15 protein-coding genes are annotated in these 17,200 nt (G+C 61.0%); 4 read left to right on the forward strand and 11 right to left on the reverse strand.

Annotated features, from left to right (window positions below):
- Positions 1-213 precede the first annotated feature (213 nt).
- Positions 214-1,866 (forward strand): DapH/DapD/GlmU-related protein, encoded by a 1,653-nt coding sequence (locus tag MOV76_RS03845; protein WP_247263870.1) that lies wholly within the window; start codon positions 214-216, stop codon positions 1,864-1,866.
- Positions 1,867-1,881: 15 nt separating this feature from the next.
- Here the strand turns inward: MOV76_RS03845 and MOV76_RS03850 are convergent, their stop codons facing one another.
- A complete protein-coding gene (locus MOV76_RS03850) occupies positions 1,882-2,769 on the reverse strand; it encodes a LysR substrate-binding domain-containing protein (RefSeq protein WP_130729519.1) in 888 nt (295 codons plus the stop codon).
- 111 nt (positions 2,770-2,880) lie between these two features.
- On the opposite strand from MOV76_RS03850, the gene MOV76_RS03855 reads away from it, so the two are divergent.
- The 3 genes from MOV76_RS03855 to MOV76_RS03865 are packed head-to-tail and all read left to right on the forward strand — an operon-like array spanning position 2,881 to position 6,543.
- The gene (locus MOV76_RS03855) at positions 2,881-4,134 is read left to right on the forward strand and encodes an SRPBCC family protein (protein ID WP_112907364.1); all 1,254 of its coding nucleotides are present in this window, start codon (positions 2,881-2,883) and stop codon (positions 4,132-4,134) included.
- Positions 4,124-5,215 carry a hybrid-cluster NAD(P)-dependent oxidoreductase gene (locus MOV76_RS03860; RefSeq protein ID WP_247263871.1) on the forward strand — a complete coding sequence of 364 codons (1,092 nt, stop codon included), beginning with the start codon at positions 4,124-4,126 and terminating at the stop codon, positions 5,213-5,215. The genes MOV76_RS03855 and MOV76_RS03860 overlap by 11 nt, the downstream gene beginning before the upstream one ends.
- Before the next feature lie 47 nt (positions 5,216-5,262).
- Complete coding sequence (locus tag MOV76_RS03865) at positions 5,263-6,543, forward strand: Xaa-Pro peptidase family protein (RefSeq protein WP_247263872.1); 1,281 nt, start codon at positions 5,263-5,265, stop codon at positions 6,541-6,543.
- Positions 6,544-6,549: 6 nt separating this feature from the next.
- Here MOV76_RS03865 and MOV76_RS03870 read toward each other — a convergent pair whose 3' ends face one another.
- From MOV76_RS03870 to MOV76_RS03915, 10 genes are all read right to left on the reverse strand, one after another.
- A complete protein-coding gene (locus MOV76_RS03870) occupies positions 6,550-7,563 on the reverse strand; it encodes a GlxA family transcriptional regulator (RefSeq protein WP_247263873.1) in 1,014 nt (337 codons plus the stop codon).
- 55 nt (positions 7,564-7,618) lie between these two features.
- A complete protein-coding gene (locus MOV76_RS03875; RefSeq protein WP_247263874.1) occupies positions 7,619-8,617 on the reverse strand; it encodes a 4-hydroxyproline epimerase in 999 nt (332 codons plus the stop codon).
- Positions 8,618-8,633: 16 nt separating this feature from the next.
- Positions 8,634-9,485, reverse strand: coding sequence for a proline/glycine betaine ABC transporter permease (locus MOV76_RS03880; RefSeq protein WP_018445121.1), 852 nt, complete (start codon positions 9,483-9,485; stop codon positions 8,634-8,636).
- Positions 9,482-10,330 (reverse strand): proline/glycine betaine ABC transporter permease, encoded by an 849-nt coding sequence (locus MOV76_RS03885; RefSeq protein ID WP_210069520.1) that lies wholly within the window; start codon positions 10,328-10,330, stop codon positions 9,482-9,484. Before MOV76_RS03885 ends, MOV76_RS03880 begins: the two co-directional genes overlap by 4 nt.
- 5 nt (positions 10,331-10,335) lie before the next feature.
- Entirely contained in the window at positions 10,336-11,481 is a 1,146-nt protein-coding gene (locus tag MOV76_RS03890; RefSeq protein ID WP_018445123.1) for a glycine betaine/L-proline ABC transporter ATP-binding protein, read from the reverse strand.
- Between the two features lie 46 nt (positions 11,482-11,527).
- Positions 11,528-12,379, reverse strand: a complete 852-nt coding sequence (locus MOV76_RS03895; protein ID WP_210069521.1) for a glycine betaine ABC transporter substrate-binding protein — start codon at positions 12,377-12,379, stop codon at positions 11,528-11,530.
- A 79-nt stretch (positions 12,380-12,458) separates the two neighbouring features.
- A complete protein-coding gene (locus tag MOV76_RS03900) occupies positions 12,459-13,805 on the reverse strand; it encodes an FAD-binding oxidoreductase (protein ID WP_247263875.1) in 1,347 nt (448 codons plus the stop codon).
- Positions 13,802-15,319 (reverse strand): aldehyde dehydrogenase, encoded by a 1,518-nt coding sequence (locus MOV76_RS03905; protein WP_222284128.1) that lies wholly within the window; start codon positions 15,317-15,319, stop codon positions 13,802-13,804. The genes MOV76_RS03900 and MOV76_RS03905 overlap by 4 nt, the downstream gene beginning before the upstream one ends.
- Positions 15,312-16,223 carry a dihydrodipicolinate synthase family protein gene (locus tag MOV76_RS03910; RefSeq protein WP_222284127.1) on the reverse strand — a complete coding sequence of 304 codons (912 nt, stop codon included), beginning with the start codon at positions 16,221-16,223 and terminating at the stop codon, positions 15,312-15,314. The genes MOV76_RS03905 and MOV76_RS03910 overlap by 8 nt, the downstream gene beginning before the upstream one ends.
- On the reverse strand, positions 16,220-16,936 hold the full coding sequence (locus MOV76_RS03915; RefSeq protein ID WP_247263876.1) for a GntR family transcriptional regulator: 717 nt from the start codon (positions 16,934-16,936) through the stop codon (positions 16,220-16,222). The genes MOV76_RS03910 and MOV76_RS03915 overlap by 4 nt, the downstream gene beginning before the upstream one ends.
- Positions 16,937-17,200 lie beyond the last annotated feature (264 nt).

Raw genomic sequence — 17,200 nt, forward strand, 5'->3', positions numbered from 1 at the left:
CGGTGCGTTTTCCGTACAGGCGATGAACCCGGGCGCCTCGGCCGAACCGACTACCTACACGGCAACCAAGGCAATTGGAGCCATCGCAACGAGGGCTGTGCCACCATTGTCAGAAGTCTTGCTTTTAGACGGATCACGCCGTCTGATGCAGCGAGGCAACGGATCGCTGAATCAGACGAATATTCGGCGGTTGAACCTGAGAATGAGGATCAGATGGATCACGCCAATGGCCCGCAAGCCCCGGTGAACGAACAGAGGGAAGCGCGCAGGCTTCAATACCTTACCTGGGAACACATTGTGTCCGACCTCGGCCATCCAGCCCACCTTGCCCGCAAGGCGGAACTCAGGCGATCATGCGGTGCGGAGCTGGCCGAGACGTCCTACATCGCCGAGAATGCAGCGATCTTCACCGAAAGCCTGACGATGGGCGAGCGATCCTGGATCGCCGGGCACGCACTCGTCCGCGGCCATGTGATCCTCGGCGATGATTGCACCATCAATCCCTATGCCTGTATTTCCGGCACAGTGACGTGCGGCAATGGCGTGCGGATTGCTTCGCATGCCTCGATCGTCGGCTTTAATCATGGCTTCGACGATCCGGCAGTTCCCATACACCGCCAGGGTGTCAACAGCATCGGCATAGTGATCGGTGACGATGTCTGGATCGGCGCCAATTCCGTGGTCCTCGATGGCGCAACAATTGGAAATGGCGCCGTGATCGCCGCCGGAGCGGTGGTTACGGGCGACATTCCCACCATGTCGATTGCCGGTGGCGTGCCCGCCCGGGTACTGCGGAGCCGAGGCTCGGCACCCAGGAAATCCGGCACTGGAGACATCGAAGATCAACTGGTCAGGCTGGGGCAGAAGGCGAAAGACCAGTGGCCGGACATTCTTGCACGCTGGAAAACGCAGGGAGCCTATGAATCGTTGGAAGCGGACGGCGTCCGGAGGCCGGCGATCCGGCATTTATGCGATGCCATCGAGATCGCCGCCGGGTTCGGTCACCTGCCGCCCGACCTCAATATCTCGGAAACCGTCGAGCTTCTCCAAGGCCTCCAGGAACGAGAGACCGGGCTGTTCCCGGATGAGCATTCGCGCATGCACGACAAGGCGCTGAGGGATGATCCAAAGGCGCTCTACAACGTCCTTTCGGCCGGATATGCGCTTGAGCTGCTTGGCTCCAGTCCACGGCAACCCGTCCATGCCGTCGAGCTTGGCATCGGAGAGCTTGACGAATGGCTGAGCGCCCTGCCCTGGTCGACACGGGCATGGCACGCCGGCAGCGTGGTCGATGCGATCGGAACCGCCATGTACTTCAATGCGAAGTATTTCGGCCTCAGGCATTCACGGCAGCAGCTCTTTGAGTGGCTGAGCCGGAATGCCAACAGCGTCTCCGGCCTATGGGGTGAGCCGACCGCGGGGGAAGGATGGCTCCAGCCTGTGAACGGCTTTTATCGCCTGACACGAGGCACCTACGCCCAGTTCGGCGCGGCACTTCCCCACCCGCACGCCTCACTTGAAACAGTTCACCTCAATTATCGCAACCACAAGGGCTTCGTTGCTGCGAAATACAATGCGTGCAACCTGCTCGATACGATTCATCCTTTGCTGCTGATTGCCCGGCAGACCGACTACAGGCGGGCTGACGGAGAGGCAATCGCCCGAAATCTCATATCAAGGGCTCTGGATAGATGGCGGGATGGCGAGGGATTCCCGTTTGCCGACGGTGGTGAACCGAGCTTGCAGGGGACGGAAATGTGGCTTTCCGTCATTCACCTGGCGGCGGATTTCCTGGGCCTGGCAGATCACTTCGCCTTCGTCCCCAAAGGCGTCCACCGAACGGCCACTGTAGGATTGGGCTTGTGAATACGGCAGTTTCGATCAACCGTGCAATGATGCCGTCAGCCAGGCGGCGGCAAGGTCCCGCGCGTTGTTTCGCTTGGCTTTGACGGGCACGATCACGTTGTAACGATCTTCCGCGGCAAGCTCACCGCCGCCGATCCGCACCAGGGTTCCATCCTCCAGAAAAGTGCCCACCAGCATGCGCCACCCCAAGGCAATCCCTTGCCCTGCGCGCGCGGCGGCGATGGTTTCGGTATAGTGGTTGAACCGAAGCGACGGCTTTACCTCGAGCTTGGCGCCGGTCAGAGAAAACCACTGCGCCCAGCTATACCAGGAACGATCAAGAACGTCCGTTTCGATGAATTCGTCGACGGAGCCTAGCGGGCCATCTCCTCGACGCCTGAGGTAATCGGGAGAGCAGACGGGGCAGATGACGTCGCCGCGCGAGGCGATGACGGTAGCATCGCTGAAAGGGGGCACACCATAGCGAATTGCCACATCGACTTCTCCGTCGTCGAGAGCGATCGGGCTGTCCTGGGATATCACTCGCACCAGAATGCCCGGGTTCGCCCGGCGGAATTCGGCCAGCCGCGGCAGCAGCCAGAAGGAAGAGAATGCAACGGTCGCCCCTATCGTCAACACGTCCTGGCTGCGCGACTGGATCGCTTCCACGCTCTCGGCGATATCGGCAAAGCTCTTGGCCAGCGTGGCTCCGAGGTTGATGCATGCCGTTGTCGGTTCGATGGCTCGATGCTTGCGCACGAATAGGGGCTGGCCGAATTCCTCCTCCAGCAACGCAATCTGCCTGCTGACTGCCGCCTGGGTGACACCCAATTCGGTCGCAGCCGTGGTGAAGCTCTTCTTCCTGAGCACCGCCTCCAGGGTCACCAGTGCCGTCAGCGACGGGATCCGTCTTCGGAAATGCATCGCAGAACTCCTCTTCACATGATAAAAACTCATGCGAACGTGATTTTTTATGCCGTTGAAACGTCAGCGTTGCAAGGGCAATCTCGTGAAACTCTCGCATAAGAGGTTCTCATGCTAAACAGGCTTCCATCTACCATTTCAGCCCTTCTCGACGCCCGCGCCGACGGTCACTCGCTGCCGGCCGGCCTTTACGTCAGAGAAGACGTGTTCGAAGCAGACCTCGAGGTCTTTTTCCACAAGCACTGGATCTGTGTCGGCCTGGACTGTGATGTTCCCGAACCCGGCGACGCCACGGTGGTCGATATCGGCAAGACGAGCCTGATCCTTCTGCGTGACGACGACGGAGAAATCCGCGTCCTGCACAATGTCTGTCGCCATCGCGGCTCCCGCCTTCTCGATCCGGGCAAGACGATCGTCTCAAAACTCGTCTGTCCCTATCACACCTGGACATATGAACTGACGGGCGAGCTCAGCTACGCGCCTCACATGGGCAAGGACTTCGACAAGGAGTGTCGGAGCCTCAAGTCCGTCACCTTCAAGTCGATCGGCGGACTGATTTATGTCTGTCTTTCCGACAATCCGCCCGAGGACATCGCTCTCCTCGAGCAGGCCATGACCGAGCGCCTCGCCCCCTACGACATCCGGAACGCAAAGATTGCCTTCCAGACGGACGTCATCGAGGACGGCAACTGGAAGCTGACGATGGAGAACAATCGCGAATGCTACCATTGCTCCGCAAACCATCCGGAGCTCTGCGTCTCCTTCGTCGATCTCGACTTCGGCTTCGACCCCGAAACGCTGAGCCCGGAGGATCGTGAACAGGCCGAAGAGCATTTCAGGCTGTATGAAGAACGGACCAAGGCGTGGGAGGCTGACGGCTTTCCCTCGGCTGCCGTCGAACAACTCGCCGACTGCGCCACCAATTTCCGCACCCAGCGACTGATCATCGCAGGCGCCGGTGAATCCCAGACCCACGACGCCACCGCCGCATCCTCCAAGCTGCTCGGGCAGATGACCCGCAAGGATCTCGGTGACACACATCTTTGGGGCCACAACAGCTGGAACCACTTCATGGGCGACCACGCCGTGGTGGCAACCGTCATTCCGCTCTCGGCGGGCAAGACGCTTGTGAGAACCAAGTGGCTGGTCCATAAGGACGCCGTCGAAGGCGTGGATTACGATCTCGACAAGCTGACGGATGTCTGGGTCGCGACGACGGACCAGGACGCCGATCTCGTCGCGCGCTCCCATGCCGGCGCTCTCGACCCGGCATATCAGCCCGGCCCCTACTCCCGCTTCTCCGAGACGAACCTCGACAAGTTCGCCAGCTGGTACATCGACCGGATGCGCGCCCATGGATACTAGAAGCCCACAGGCGCCCGCGCCCAGAGCCGCCCTTCACGACCTGTGGAACCCAGAGGAAGACGACGCGCTGGTTTGCCTCGACGTTCAGCAGGAGACCCACGACGTCAAGACATTCACCTTCGCCTCCCGTGAGGGTAAGCGGTTCGCGTTCAAGGCCGGGCAGTATTTTCTGTTCGACCTGGAACATAATGGAGACGCTGAAAACAGGTGCTACAGCATCTCCTCCTCGCCGCATCGGACGAACGCCTTCTCCGTGACGGTGAAGCGCGTTCCCGGCGGCAAGATCTCCAACTGGCTTCATGACACCCTGGTTCCCGGGGCAACCGTCAAGGCGAACGGCCCGCTTGGCCATTTCGTCAGGCCCGCGGCTTCGAAACCGAAGCTTCTGCTGCTGTCCGGCGGTTCCGGCATTACGCCCGTCATGTCCATTCTGCGTGAACTCGCCGACAGTTGCGAACCTGCCGACGTCGTCTTCATGCATGCCGGCCGGACGCCGCAGGATCTGATCTTTCGCGACGAGCTCGCCTGCATCGCCCGCAGGCTGAAAGGCCTTCGCCTGCACTTCCTCCCGGAGACCGTTGCCGGCGAGCCATCCTGGCCCGGTCTGACCGGCCGTATCTCGGCAGACTATATGCGGCTGGCGGTTCCCGATATCGCCGACAGAACCGTGATGTGCTGCGGCCCCGCCCCGTTCATGGCCGCCGCGCGCGGCATTGCCGCCGAACTCGGCGTGCCCGACTCGAACTACCTGGAGGAAAGCTTCGACGCCGCGGTCATCGACGAACCCGAAATCCCTGCGGTTCAGGAGGCCGCTGCCAAGGTCTTTCAGGTCACCTTCTCGAAGCAGGCCCGCAGCATCGACGTCTCCGGCGACCAGAGCGTGCTCTCATGCGCGAAGAAGGCAGGCGTCAGGATCCCGTCGTCCTGCGCGAACGGCGTCTGCGGCACCTGCAAGTCGAAGCTGACGTCAGGCACGGTCGACATGAACCACAATGGCGGAATTCGTCAGCGGGAAATCGACGCCGGCCTCTTTCTGCCCTGCTGCTCCAAGCCGCTTAGCGATCTCGTCATCGAGCGCTGAGCGCCCGGTAACGTCGCGTCACCCACCGACAACAGGGATTCACTGAAATGTTGCGAGAGGAAAGCGTTTCCGCCGAGCTGACCGGCCCGACGGTCTTCAAGGATGAGCGAAAGCAGGCATATCTCAATCCCGAGGGAGCGGATCGGCCTCTTATCAGTCCTTTGCCGGCCACGACGCTCGATCTGGCTCGCCGCTATCGTCTGGAGCGCCTGCGCACGAAGATGCGCGAATGGGATTGCGGCGCCCTGCTCCTCTACGATCCCGTCAACATCCGATATGCCTTCGATTCATCGAATATGAGCATCTGGACGATGCACAACGCCTCGCGCTACGCTCTGATCCTGGCCGATGGTCCGGCCATACTTTTCGAATTCGAAGGCGCCGAACATGTCAATGACGGGCTTCCCGGCATCGACGAGATCCGGCCGGCGAAGTCATGGATATTCTTCACGGCCGGGAACCTTATGGAACCCCGGCTGAAAGCCTGGGCGGAGGAAGTCGCGGACCTCATAAAGAGCAACGGCGGCAACAAGCGCGTGGCGGTGGACAAGCTCGAACCCGCCGGCGCGTTCGAATTGCGGGAACGCGGCTTCATGCTCTTAGACGGTCAGGAGCTGGCCGAGCGGGCGCGATCCATCAAAAGCGCTGACGAAATCGAGCTGATGAGATGGACGATCCGTGTCTGCGAAGCAGGCATGGCGCGGATGTACGAGGTATCCGAGCCGGGCCGCACCGAAAGAGAGATCTGGGCCGAGCTTCACTTCGAAAACGCACGCAGCGGCGGCGAGTGGCTCGAGACCAAGCTCTTGAGCGCAGGCCCCAGAACCAATCCCTGGTATCAGGAATGTTCGGACTACGTGGTCAAACGCGGGGAGATGATATCCTTCGACACCGATATGATCGGACCCTACGGCTATTGCGCCGACCTCTCGCGCTCGTGGACAGCGGGACACGTCGCGATGAACGCCAAGCAGAAGCAACTCTACGCCGCCGCCAGGGGTCAGATCGAGCACAATCTCGCAATCCTGAAGCCCGGCATGACCTTCGCGGAGTTCAACGCGCTGTCGTGGCGGATTCCGGAGAAATACCAGCCTTATCGATACACGCTTGCTCTGCACGGAACCGGAATGGCGGACGAATGGCCAGGGATCCTTCTGCATCCGGATTTCGACCCCGATTTCAGCGGCCTCATCGAGGAGGGCATGGTGCTCAACGTCGAGAGCCTGATAGCCGAAGCCGGATCTGAAAGCATCAAGCTGGAAACCCAGGCTCTGATCACGGCAAGGGGCGCGGAGCGGCTGGACACCTTTCCGTGGGAGGATATCTGAATAAGCTCAGTGTGCTCTCGAAGCGGCTGCACGATGCTGTGAGGGGGTCTGCCCGAATGTGCGTTTGAACGTTCGCGTGAACTGCGAGGCATTTTCAAAGCCGACATCCAGCGCGATCTCGATCAGGGGCGCCTTCGACTGGGCCAGGATCGATTTCGCCCGCTCCATGCGAACACGATTATAGGCCTTGGCAGGAGACATCCCGGTCTTGTCGATAAAGATCCTCTCCAGTTGCCGCCGAGACAGGCCAACCGTGGCGGCAAGCTTTTGAATCGACATGCTGCCATCGACGAACTGTTCCATCGTAATCATCGCCGCCTTGACGCGGGCGTCGTCATAGTCGTCGTAGAGCGGACGCCGGGGCTGTATGTCCGATGGAGTCCGGGCCTTTTCGATCTGAAGCACTTCAAGCGCGTTTCGTTCAGCGTCGCGGCTGATATATTTTCTGACCAGCAACGCCGCCATGTCGGCGGAACTGCTGCCGCCTGCGCACGATCCGCGCTGGCGATCGAGATTGAAGAGCCGGTCGGAGCGAACGCTAAGCTCGGGGAACCGCTCCCGAAACTCCTTGTAATGCAGCCAGCTCACACAGGATTCATGCCGCTTCATCAGGCCTGCTGCAGCAAGAATGAACGAACCCGTGCACACGCCGATCAGCGGCACCTTCTTGGCGTCGGCCTGCTTGAGAAAAGTGATGGTCTGCTGGTCGACAGGGTTCTCCACCGTCAGAAGGCCGCCGACGACCACGATGTAGTCGAACCTCGACGGATCGACGAAATCGGATGTCGGAGCAACCTGGACGCCGCAACTCGCGGTGATCAAGTGCCTCGTGCTGCCGATCACCTGCCAGTCTGCAAGGACCCTTCCGGAACGATCCTGCTCGTCGCTGGCAAGCCGCAGCGTGTCCACGAAGAGCGCAAAGGCGGACAGCGTGAATGATCGCGCCAGAACGAACCCAACCTTGAGCCGGCCAGCCGACTTCGCGTCGGCGTCTGCCTGTCGATGCTGCTCAGGTCGCATAGTCATCTCCTTGCCGCTTCTTACCGCGCCCCCGTCTTCTCAGACGAAAACGCGCTCATCGGATCTGAAAGCCATGCGCCAGCGGATCCCGATCGTCAACGAAAATGGTGTTGTGGCCGATGACGCGTGCCCAGCCTCCGATGCTTGGAAGAATACCGCTATGGGGCCCAATGCGTGCCTCGGCTTCGACCCGGCCCTCGAAGACGGTTCCGATCAGGCTTTCATGCCGATATCTCGACCCGACGGTAAGCCGTCCCTTCCCGTAGAGCTGGGCCATGCGGGCGGAAGTGCCAGTGCCGCCCGGCGAGCGATCGATGGCCTTCTCGCCATAGAAGACCGCGCAACGCCCATCCGAGGTGTCGTTCACGGGGCGGTCACACCAGATGGCATGATGGACGCCGCGAATCCTCGGATCGTCGGGATGAACGGGATCGCAAATATCGGCAAGCGCTGACCTGAGCTTCTGGCTGCAGCCGACGATATCCGATGCGGTCATGCCGTCGAGCCCGCTCCAGTTATCCTGCGGTTCGATGACCGCATAATAGTTGCCGCCATAGGATATATCGACGCGCAGGCGGCCCATTCCCGGCACATCGACCTCGACATCCGCCTCGTGCAGATAGCTTGCAACATTGTGGAGACGAACGGATTCGACATATCCGCCCTTTTCCTCATAGGTGACATCGACCCTCCCCGCAGGCGTCTCGATGGCAACCCTTCCCGGCTCCCGCGGCTTGACGAGCCCTTCCTCGATCGCGGCGGTCACGACGCCGATGGTGCCGGCGCCGCACATCGGCAGGCAGCCGCTCACTTCGATGAAAAGAACGGCAAAATCGCAATCCTCCCGGTAGGCCGGATAGATGATCGCCCCCGACATGATGTCGTGACCCCTTGGCTCGAACATCAGCGCCTGGCGCACCCAGTCGTGATCGCGGACAAAAATCTCCCGACGCTCGCTGATCGGCGCATGCGGAAGCAGTGGGCCGCCTCCGGCAACAAGGCGCACGGGATTTCCTGACGTATGGGAGTCGATGCAGAAGAAGCTGTTTCTCATCTTTTGGTGTCCTTGCTCATCTCGTCTTCGGCAGCCTGTCACGGTCGAGCAGACCGCGGGACAGCCGGTCGAGCAGAAGGGCGATTGAGACGATCGCCAGGCCCGCCCGCAGGCCAAGCCCCATCTCCATGCGCGTCAAGCCGCGCGTCACCTCCGCGCCGAGACCGCCGGCGCCGACGAGCCCGGCCAACACCACCATCGCCAGGGACAGAAGGATGCATTGGTTGAGCCCGACCAGGAGCGTCTGCCTGGCCAAGGGGATCTCGATCTTCCAAAGCACCGAACGAGGCGGCGCGCCGATGGCGCTGCCGAGTTCCACGAATTCTCTCGGCACCTGGTTGAACGCCAGGGTGGTCAGACGGAGCATCGGCGGAATGCCATAGACGATCGTGGCGATGATTGCCGGCACACGTCCAAGGCTGAAGATCATCACCGCAGGAATGAGGTAGACCCAGGGCGGCACGGTCTGCATCACGTCGAGAACCGGGCGAACCATCGCCTCCAATGTCTTGTGGCGCGAGCACAGGACGCCGATCGGGAAGGCGATGAGCACGGAGATCAAGACAGCGACCGTGACCAGGGATAGGGTCTGCATCGATGCCGTCCACAGCCCCATGAGGAGACAAAACCCCAGGCAAAGCCCCGCAAGGATCGCGGCGCGCAGACCGACGGCGACGAATGCCAGGATGACGACGATCGCGATAAGCCCATAGGGCGGCACGAAGAGGAGGGCCGCCTCGAATCCGGAAAGAACCGCTTCGATCAGGTAGCTGATCGCCGCAAACAGCGGATGAAGGTTGGTGTTGAGCCAATCGACTGACGGCGCCAAGAAAGCGCCGGGCGAAAACTGCAGGATGGACGGATTCATGACTTCCTCCCCGTTCCCAAACGAGCCGCGCTCTGAGTTATCCGGTCAAGCACCATGGTCAGAACCACGATGGCTATCGCTCCATTGATGGAGGTCGCGATGTCGAGCGTTCTGATCGCGCCGTAAATCGTCTCGCCGAGCCCGCCGGAACCGACGATGCCTGCGATCACGACCATGCCGAAGGCCATCATCAGGCTCTGGTTGATCCCTGCCATGATGCTCGGCAGCGCAAAGGGAAGGCGGATCTTGAAGAACATCTGCGCCGGTCTGATCCCAAGCGCCTCTCCAAGTTCGATGAACTCCCTGGGCGTCATCCGGATACCGAGAGACGTCAGGCGGATTGCCGGCGGCACGGCGACGATCACCGTCGCGATCAGTGCCGTCGCCGGTCCATAGCCGAGCAGGGCGATCGCCGGCAGCAGATAGATGTATGGCGGAAGTGTCTGGATCAGATCCAGGCCGGGCTCCATGAAGCGATCGAGGGCGGGGAAAAAGCCGGCGGCAATACCGATCGGGATCCCGATCGCCAGGGCGAGTGCGGTTGCGGTCAATACCAGCGCCAGGGTGCTCATCGTCTCCGGCCAGAGCCCCATGGAAAAACAAAGCGCCAGCGCGACGCCGCTCAGCACGGCGAACCAGACATTGACCAGCCGCCAGCCGATGAGCGCCACGATCAGCGCGACCAGGTAGAAAGGCGGAAGCTGCAGAAGCCAGAGGATCCCGTCATAGAGCCCTTCGAGGACCTGCCTGATAGAATCGAAAAGGAACTCGCCGTTGTCGCTCACCCACTCGAGCGCCGAGTCCGTCCATTCGTCAAAAAGATCGGTGAAGCCTGAACTATCCATGTCAATCAGCTCCAGTTGTGGGACGCCGCCGTGAGATCGTGGGTGGACGTCCCCTTGACGCCCATCAGGAGGCTGCGTGGCGTGACCACGCCGACGATCTGATCATTGTCGACGACGGCGATGGCATCTCGCTCCGACTGCATCGTCAATGTGATGAGTTCGTCGATGTCGGCATCCGGCGTCGTGCGCGCCAGCGATGCGATGTCGGAATTCGGCTGGCTCTCATGGAATTCGGCGACGCTGCGCATGACGGAATGCGCCTTGATCAGATGGAGGCGGGATATGCCGGCGACGAATTCGGCGACATAAGCATCTGCCGGGTTGAGGATGATTTCCTCGGCCGTGCCGGTCTGGATGATGACGCCGTCCTTCATGATCGCAATGCGGTCGCCGATCCGGATCGCCTCATCGAGATCATGGGTGATGAAGACCGCGGACTTGCCCAAGGCTTTCGTCAACTGCCGGAACTCGTCCTGAAGCTGACGCCGGATGAGTGGATCGAGAGCGCTGAACGGCTCGTCCATCAGAATGATCTCGGGGTCGGAAGCGAGCGCGCGGGCGAGCCCGACGCGTTGCTGCATGCCGCCGGAAAGCTCGTTCGGATATCGATTCACCCAGTCGGCGAGGCCGACCTTCTCGAGCGCTGCAACGGCGGTCTTGTTTCGCTCCGGCTTGGCAATTCCCTGTACCTCGAGGCCGAAGGCCGCATTTTCCAGGACTGTGCGATGCGGCAACAGAGCGACGCTTTGAAACACCATGCCGATGTTCCTGGCGCGCATCTGCCGGAGATCGACCGGCGACAGGGCGGCGAGGTCGCGTCCCTTGACGAGGACTTTGCCGGAGCTCGGCGTGATCAGCTTGTTGAGAAGGCGGATGAGCGTCGATTTTCCGCTTCCAGACAATCCCATGATGCAGAAGATTTCGCCGCGCCGGACCTCAATGCTCGCGTCGGACACGCCGACGACGCAGTTGAACTCCTTCAACACCTCCTTTTTGCCGAGGCCGCGCTCCTTGATCGACTTCATTGCCGCAGCGGACTTGTCACCGAAGACTTTCCAAAGGGATTGGCAGTCGATCAGGACGTCATTGATATCGGCATTTATGGCTTTCATAGCGATCCCCTTTGAGCCATTCGGCGCTGGCTTCTTCATTAGGTTTCAGGGTGACCGCCCGACGGATCGGACGGCCACGACGCGTTTAGTTCTTCCTGATGTTTTCCCAGCGCTTGATCAGGTCGGCATGGGCGCCGATCCAATCCTGCACGGCCTGGTCCATGGTCTTGCCTTCATTGACCGCGCCGTTGATGGCGGTGATGTCGGCGATCGGGACGTAGACGCTGGCCATAACTTCACGCGCATGCGGGTTCTCTGCGGAGAAGCCCTTGTGGCCGATCCAGTAGTAGCTCTGCGGCGGCGGGAATACGCCCTTCGGGTCCTTGAGGTACTTGACCTCGTACTTCTGAACCATCCAGGACGGCTCCCAGATCGTTACCGCAATCCACTCCTTGCGATCATAGGCGGACTTCAGCGCCGCCGTCATCGCGGCGGTGCTGCCCTCGACGAGCTGGAGCTTGAGGCCGTAGTCCTTGACCGCATTCGAGGTATCGCGCATCAGGCCCGAACCCGGTTCGATACCGATGATCTTGCCGCTGAACTTGTCGGCGTTTTCGTTGAGCTGTTCCAGCGAGTCGATCGGGACATATTTAGGAACCGCAACGCCCTGATAGAGGCCGTGCGAAACGGGCGAAATCTTTTCGAGGCGGTTCTTGTTCTTGTCCCAGTAGTCCTGCGCAACATAGTCCGTCTGCGAGGTGAGAACCTGGATGTCGCCCTTGGCGAGAGCGGCGTAGGCGATGCCCCACTCGGAGAACTCGGTGACCTTGACCGTATAGCCGGCGTCTTCGAGAACCTTCTTGGTGATTCCGGTGATGGGCGTCAGGTCCTCCCACGACATCGTACCCATGGTGATCGTCTTTTCTTCCGCGCGAGCAGGAAGGATGCTGACCCCGATCATCGCAGCGGCGCAGAGCGCCCTCCACAAATTTTTCATTGTTCTTACTCCTGTTTTACGTTCCCATTCTCATTGAAGTCTGCGAGCGGGCAGTCTTCATATTGCGTGGGCCGAGGGATCATCCCTCGCGGCCTGCGCGCAATTCCTGCAAACGGATCATCGCGTTGATGCCCAGCCAGGCGAACGGCTCCGGCGGGAGCCTCGAAGGCTCAGGGTGATCCATGTATTGTTCGAGATGCCGGGAGGCCGTTCGGGTCGCCAGTTCCGCCGCCATCATACCGGCGAGTGTGCTCTTGACCGTTCCAAGCCCGTTTTCGCAGCATGCGGAAAACAGTCCTTCTTCGATCTCGCCGAAGGCGGGCACGTGGTTCCGGCTGAGACACAGACGACCTGCCCAGCTATGTTCGAAAGGGACATTCGCGAGACCCGGGAACCGCGCGTCGAGCGCGTCTCGATGGGCCCTGGCCATCTTGCCCATGCGCCAGTCCGACGCCTCCAGCTTGCTTTCGTAGGTGTACTTCGTGCGGATTACGATCCGCGACTGGCCAGCGGAGGTAATCTTTCGAATCGTGGCTCCCATCGCATCTGCCGGGAGCAGCGCCCACTTGTCCTGCCCTGAGGCCTTCTGGCCGAAGTCGTCTGCTGGAAACGGCGCTGTCATCGAGGCATAAGCAAAGATGTGCATCAGGCGGCCGCGATAGTGCCCGAAATCGTCGATGTGGCCATTGACCCCGAGGATCACCTTTGGAGCGGTGACCTTCCCTCGGTTTGTCATGGCGGCCCAGGTGCCGCTGTCTTGCTTCAATGAAGTGACAGGAGAACGCTCGAAAATACTGACCCAGCCCGACAGGCCCGCCGCAAAAGAGCGGATGTAATCGGCGGGCTGGATAAGCACCGCTCCGGGCGTGTACAGACCGCCGGTGTAGTAATCCGATGCGGTGATCTCCCGCATCTCTTTCGCGTCGAGAAACGTATGCTTCTCGCCAGCGCCCCTCAGGGATTCTCCGAAGCTCCGGTTGAGCCTCATGCCGCGAGCAGTGGCCGCGGCGTTGATCTTTCCAGCCGGGTCGAATGTCGCGCGCGACATCCCATACTCCTCCGCCGCTTGCGCGGCAAAGGCTATCGCTGAGCGGTTCTGGGCCATCTCCAGCCGAGTGGCGTCCGCCTCTCCACTCGAATACTCCCCACCTGAAAGGTTGTGCGGAACGTCGATCATGAAGCCGGAATTTCGGCCCGACGTCCCCTTCCCCACTTCGCTCGCATCAAGGATGACGATCTTGTCATCCGGCCGAAGTTCGAGAAGACGGCGGGCCGCCGAGAGGCCAGCAAACCCCGCGCCGACGATCAGCCAATCCGCGGTCACATCGCCGTCGAGGGTCCGGACCGGGAAAGGACGTTTGCTGACCGCCTCCCAGCCCGAGACGCCATTCTCAACAGGCAAACGTTTGACCGACTTCGAGATCATCGGATGGTCTCGTCGACCGAGCGATCCGAGACGTCGATCCAGATCGTCTTGAGTTCGCAGTAGTTGTCGTGGGCGAAGACCGACTTGTCGCGGCCGCCGAAACCGGACTCCTTGTAGCCGCCGAACGGCGTGCTGGCGTCGCCTTCTCCGAAGCAGTTGACGGTGACGACGCCGGCGCGGATTTCGCGCGAGAGCTTGATGGCGTTCCTCAGGCTGCCGGTATAGACGGACGCCGTCAGACCGTAATTCGTGTCGTTGGCAAGAGCGATTGCTTCGGCAAGCGAATTGAAGGTGGTAACAGACAGCACCGGCCCGAAGATCTCTTCCTGGAAGAGGCGGCTGGCGGGCGTTACACCCTCGACCACCGTCGGTTCGATAAAGATGCCGCCATGCGTTTCGCCACCATGGGTGACCGTCAGCTTCTCCTTCCTGGCGCCGTCGAGGAAGGATTTCACCTTCTCGAAATGAGCCTTGCTGACAAGCGCGCCGATGCGGTTTGCGGGATCGAGCGGATCGCCGGTCTTCCATTCGCGCATATAGGCGCCGATGCGTTTCAGCAGCTCATCCTTGACCTTGGAATGAACGATGAGACGCGACGTGGCCGAGCAGTTCTCGCCCATATTCCAGAAGGCGCCGTTGACGACCTGCTCGGCAACGAGGTCTAGGTCTTCGGCATCGTCGAGAACGACGGCGGGGTTCTTGCCGCCGCATTCGAGCACGACGCGCTTGAGATTCGAGTCCGCTGCATAGCGCAGGAAGCGGCGGCCGGTAGGCGTCGATCCGGTAAAGGCCACCATATCGACATCCATATGCATGCCGATCGGTTCTCCGACTTCCTTGCCGCCGCCGGTCACGACATTGAAGACGCCGGCTGGAATGCCCGCTTCATGGGCAAGCTCGGCGACACGCAGCGTTGTGAGCGTCGTTTCCTGCGCAGGCTTGACGATCACCGAGCAGCCGGCAGCGAGCGCCGGACCGATCTTCCAGGCCAGCATCAAAAGCGGGAAATTCCACGGAAGCACGCATCCGACGACGCCGACAGGCTCACGCACGATCATCGTCAGCGCGTTGGCGCCGACAGGCGCGGTGTTGTCATAGAGCTTGTCGATCAGTTCGGCGTGCCAACGGATTGTGTGAATGGTATCGGGAACATCGACCGTCTGGCATTCGCCGACCGGCTTGCCGCTGTCGAGGCTCTCCATCACGGCGAGTTCGTGACGATTGTCCTCCAGCAGCCTGGCGAGCTTGAGGAGCACCGCCTTGCGTTCTGCCGGCGAACGCAGCCGCCAGCGGCCGTCGTCGAAGGCTTGCTTTGCCTTGGCGACGGCGGCGTCGACATCGGTGGCATCGCATGCGGCAATCTCGGCGAGAACCTCGCCCGTCGCGGGATTCGTCGAGGTGAATGTCTGCCCGGAATTGGCCGGACGAAATGCGCCGTCGACGAAGGCATTCGTCGGAAACTGAAGACTGGCGGCGATCGCCTTGTATTCGGAAGCGGTCAAGGGTTCATGCATGATTTGCTCCCGAGGTGATCTGGCCGACCGTGCGCTTCAACGTGGCGACGACGGTCTGGAGGGTTCGTTTTTCTTCGGAGTTGAGCGGCCGCAGCGGCGCGCGGACCGATCCGACATTCAGCCCGATCAATTCGCATCCATGCTTGATCGATTGGACGAACTTCCCGCACTCCAGGAAATCCATGAGCGGCAGCATCGCCGTCATGATGGCGCGGCCCTTGTCGAAATTCTTTTCGAGCACGCAGGCTTCATAGAGGGCGACATGTTCGCGCGGGAGGAAATTGGAGCCGGCGCAGACCCAGCTCTTCGCGCCCCAAGCGAAGAATTCGAGCGCCTGGTCGTCCCAGCCGCAGGACAGCGCAATATGGGGAAATTTCCGGGCTAGCAGGTGCAGATTGCCCATGTCGCCGGAGCTTTCCTTGATGGCGATCACGTTCCTGGACTTGCCGAGGCGGGAGAAATACTCCTCGCCCATCATCACGCCCATACGAGCCGGATAGTTGTAGAGCATGATCGGCAGGTTGGCCGCGCGGTCGACGGTCAGGGCGTGGACCGCATTCTCGCGCTCGGTCGGCAGCGCGTAGGGCGGTGACGACACCAGGATCGCATCCGCGCCGATTTCCTTCGCCGCCTTTGCGTATTCGACCGAATCTTCGGTCCGCGTGGCGCCGGTCCCGATAATGAGCGGCAGCCGCGTGCCGATGACGTCCCTCGCATAGGCCGCAAGCTCGAAACGTTCCTGGCTGCTCTGGGCGTAGTACTCGCCGGTCGAGCCGCCGACGATGATGCCGTGGACGCCCGCCTCGATCAGCGACTCGAGCACGGCGGCAAATCCAGCCCTGTCGATCTGACCAGTTTGGTCGAACGGCGTCACCGCCGGCGTATAGATCCCCTCAAACTTCACGACGATTTCTCCAAGAGGTGGGTGGCGGGGCCGCCGAGGAAGGCGTCTGCCTTGAGACCTTGCGGGGCGATGAACATCTCCATGTTCTCGCGGGACAATTCCCAGTGTTCGAAGACGAGGTCGACGACGGCATTCTCGTCGTGAGCGCCGAGCGCATCGATGAAGCCGTCATGATGGCCGACGGCCACTTGAAGCCGTCGCTTCATGTCCTCGTTCCTCGGCCGGAAGAAGGTGTGGCCGATACGCGCGTGGTCGATGAGCAGCCGGCCAAGGCTCGGCTGCAGATAGACGTTGCCCGACATCTCGCCGAATATTTCGTGGAAGCGATTGTTCGCGAGGACCATCGCCAGGGCGTCCATGTTCTCGCTGGCGGCGCGGAACCGCTCCTGGGTCTGCTTCAGGTCCGAAAGCTGAGTGGGCTTGAAGTTCTGCACGGCGAGACGGCCGATTGCCGCGTAGATCATCGGCGCGACGAGAAAGAAATTCCGCAGGGTGGAGTGGTTCATCGGGATGACCCGTGCGCCCCTGTTCTCGCGGATGTCGATATAGCCCTCACCGGCAAGGCGACGGAATATGTCGCGGACCGGCGTCCGGGAGAGCCCGTATCTTTCGCTCAAACTGGCCTCGTCCAGATCGGCGTCCGGGTCCAGTTCCATCGTCAGAATCTGCCGTTTCAGATCTTCGTAGAGATTGCTCTTGGGGGTCTTCGCCATCGTCATTCTCCGGCCGCTGGTTGCTCTACGCCGTGAAGATGGCACGCCTCTTAGGGTGAGTCAATAATTGTGTACATTGAGTACACAATTAGTATTTCTAAAATACACAATGATGCCGAGCAAAGCGTCCCCGGCGCGCGTCAGGCGTCATTTCAAAGCGCTGTCCAGGGATCGGCGTTCCGCGGCGGCGGCCATCGCGGAGCTTCCCAAGCGAATTATGGTGGCGGGTCTGTGAGAATTTCGGTGCAGTCGAGGTTGATGCGA

This window comes from Rhizobium sp. PRIMUS64 (assembly GCF_023006465.1).
Lineage (GTDB): Bacteria > Pseudomonadota > Alphaproteobacteria > Rhizobiales > Rhizobiaceae > Rhizobium > Rhizobium leguminosarum.

Coding starts and splice junctions, on each gene's coding strand:
- MOV76_RS03905 (WP_222284128.1), bottom strand. CDS start 15,319: ATGCATGAACCCTTGACCGCTTCCGAATACAAGGCGATCGCCGCCAGT.
- MOV76_RS03860 (WP_247263871.1), top strand. CDS start 4,124: ATGGATACTAGAAGCCCACAGGCGCCCGCGCCCAGAGCCGCCCTTCAC.
- MOV76_RS03865 (WP_247263872.1), top strand. CDS start 5,263: ATGTTGCGAGAGGAAAGCGTTTCCGCCGAGCTGACCGGCCCGACGGTC.
- MOV76_RS03850 (WP_130729519.1), bottom strand. CDS start 2,769: ATGCATTTCCGAAGACGGATCCCGTCGCTGACGGCACTGGTGACCCTG.
- MOV76_RS03880 (WP_018445121.1), bottom strand. CDS start 9,485: ATGAATCCGTCCATCCTGCAGTTTTCGCCCGGCGCTTTCTTGGCGCCG.
- MOV76_RS03885 (WP_210069520.1), bottom strand. CDS start 10,330: ATGGATAGTTCAGGCTTCACCGATCTTTTTGACGAATGGACGGACTCG.
- MOV76_RS03845 (WP_247263870.1), top strand. CDS start 214: ATGGATCACGCCAATGGCCCGCAAGCCCCGGTGAACGAACAGAGGGAA.
- MOV76_RS03915 (WP_247263876.1), bottom strand. CDS start 16,936: ATGGCGAAGACCCCCAAGAGCAATCTCTACGAAGATCTGAAACGGCAG.
- MOV76_RS03890 (WP_018445123.1), bottom strand. CDS start 11,481: ATGAAGAAGCCAGCGCCGAATGGCTCAAAGGGGATCGCTATGAAAGCC.
- MOV76_RS03855 (WP_112907364.1), top strand. CDS start 2,881: ATGCTAAACAGGCTTCCATCTACCATTTCAGCCCTTCTCGACGCCCGC.
- MOV76_RS03895 (WP_210069521.1), bottom strand. CDS start 12,379: ATGAAAAATTTGTGGAGGGCGCTCTGCGCCGCTGCGATGATCGGGGTC.
- MOV76_RS03875 (WP_247263874.1), bottom strand. CDS start 8,617: ATGAGAAACAGCTTCTTCTGCATCGACTCCCATACGTCAGGAAATCCC.
- MOV76_RS03900 (WP_247263875.1), bottom strand. CDS start 13,805: ATGATCTCGAAGTCGGTCAAACGTTTGCCTGTTGAGAATGGCGTCTCG.
- MOV76_RS03870 (WP_247263873.1), bottom strand. CDS start 7,563: ATGCGACCTGAGCAGCATCGACAGGCAGACGCCGACGCGAAGTCGGCT.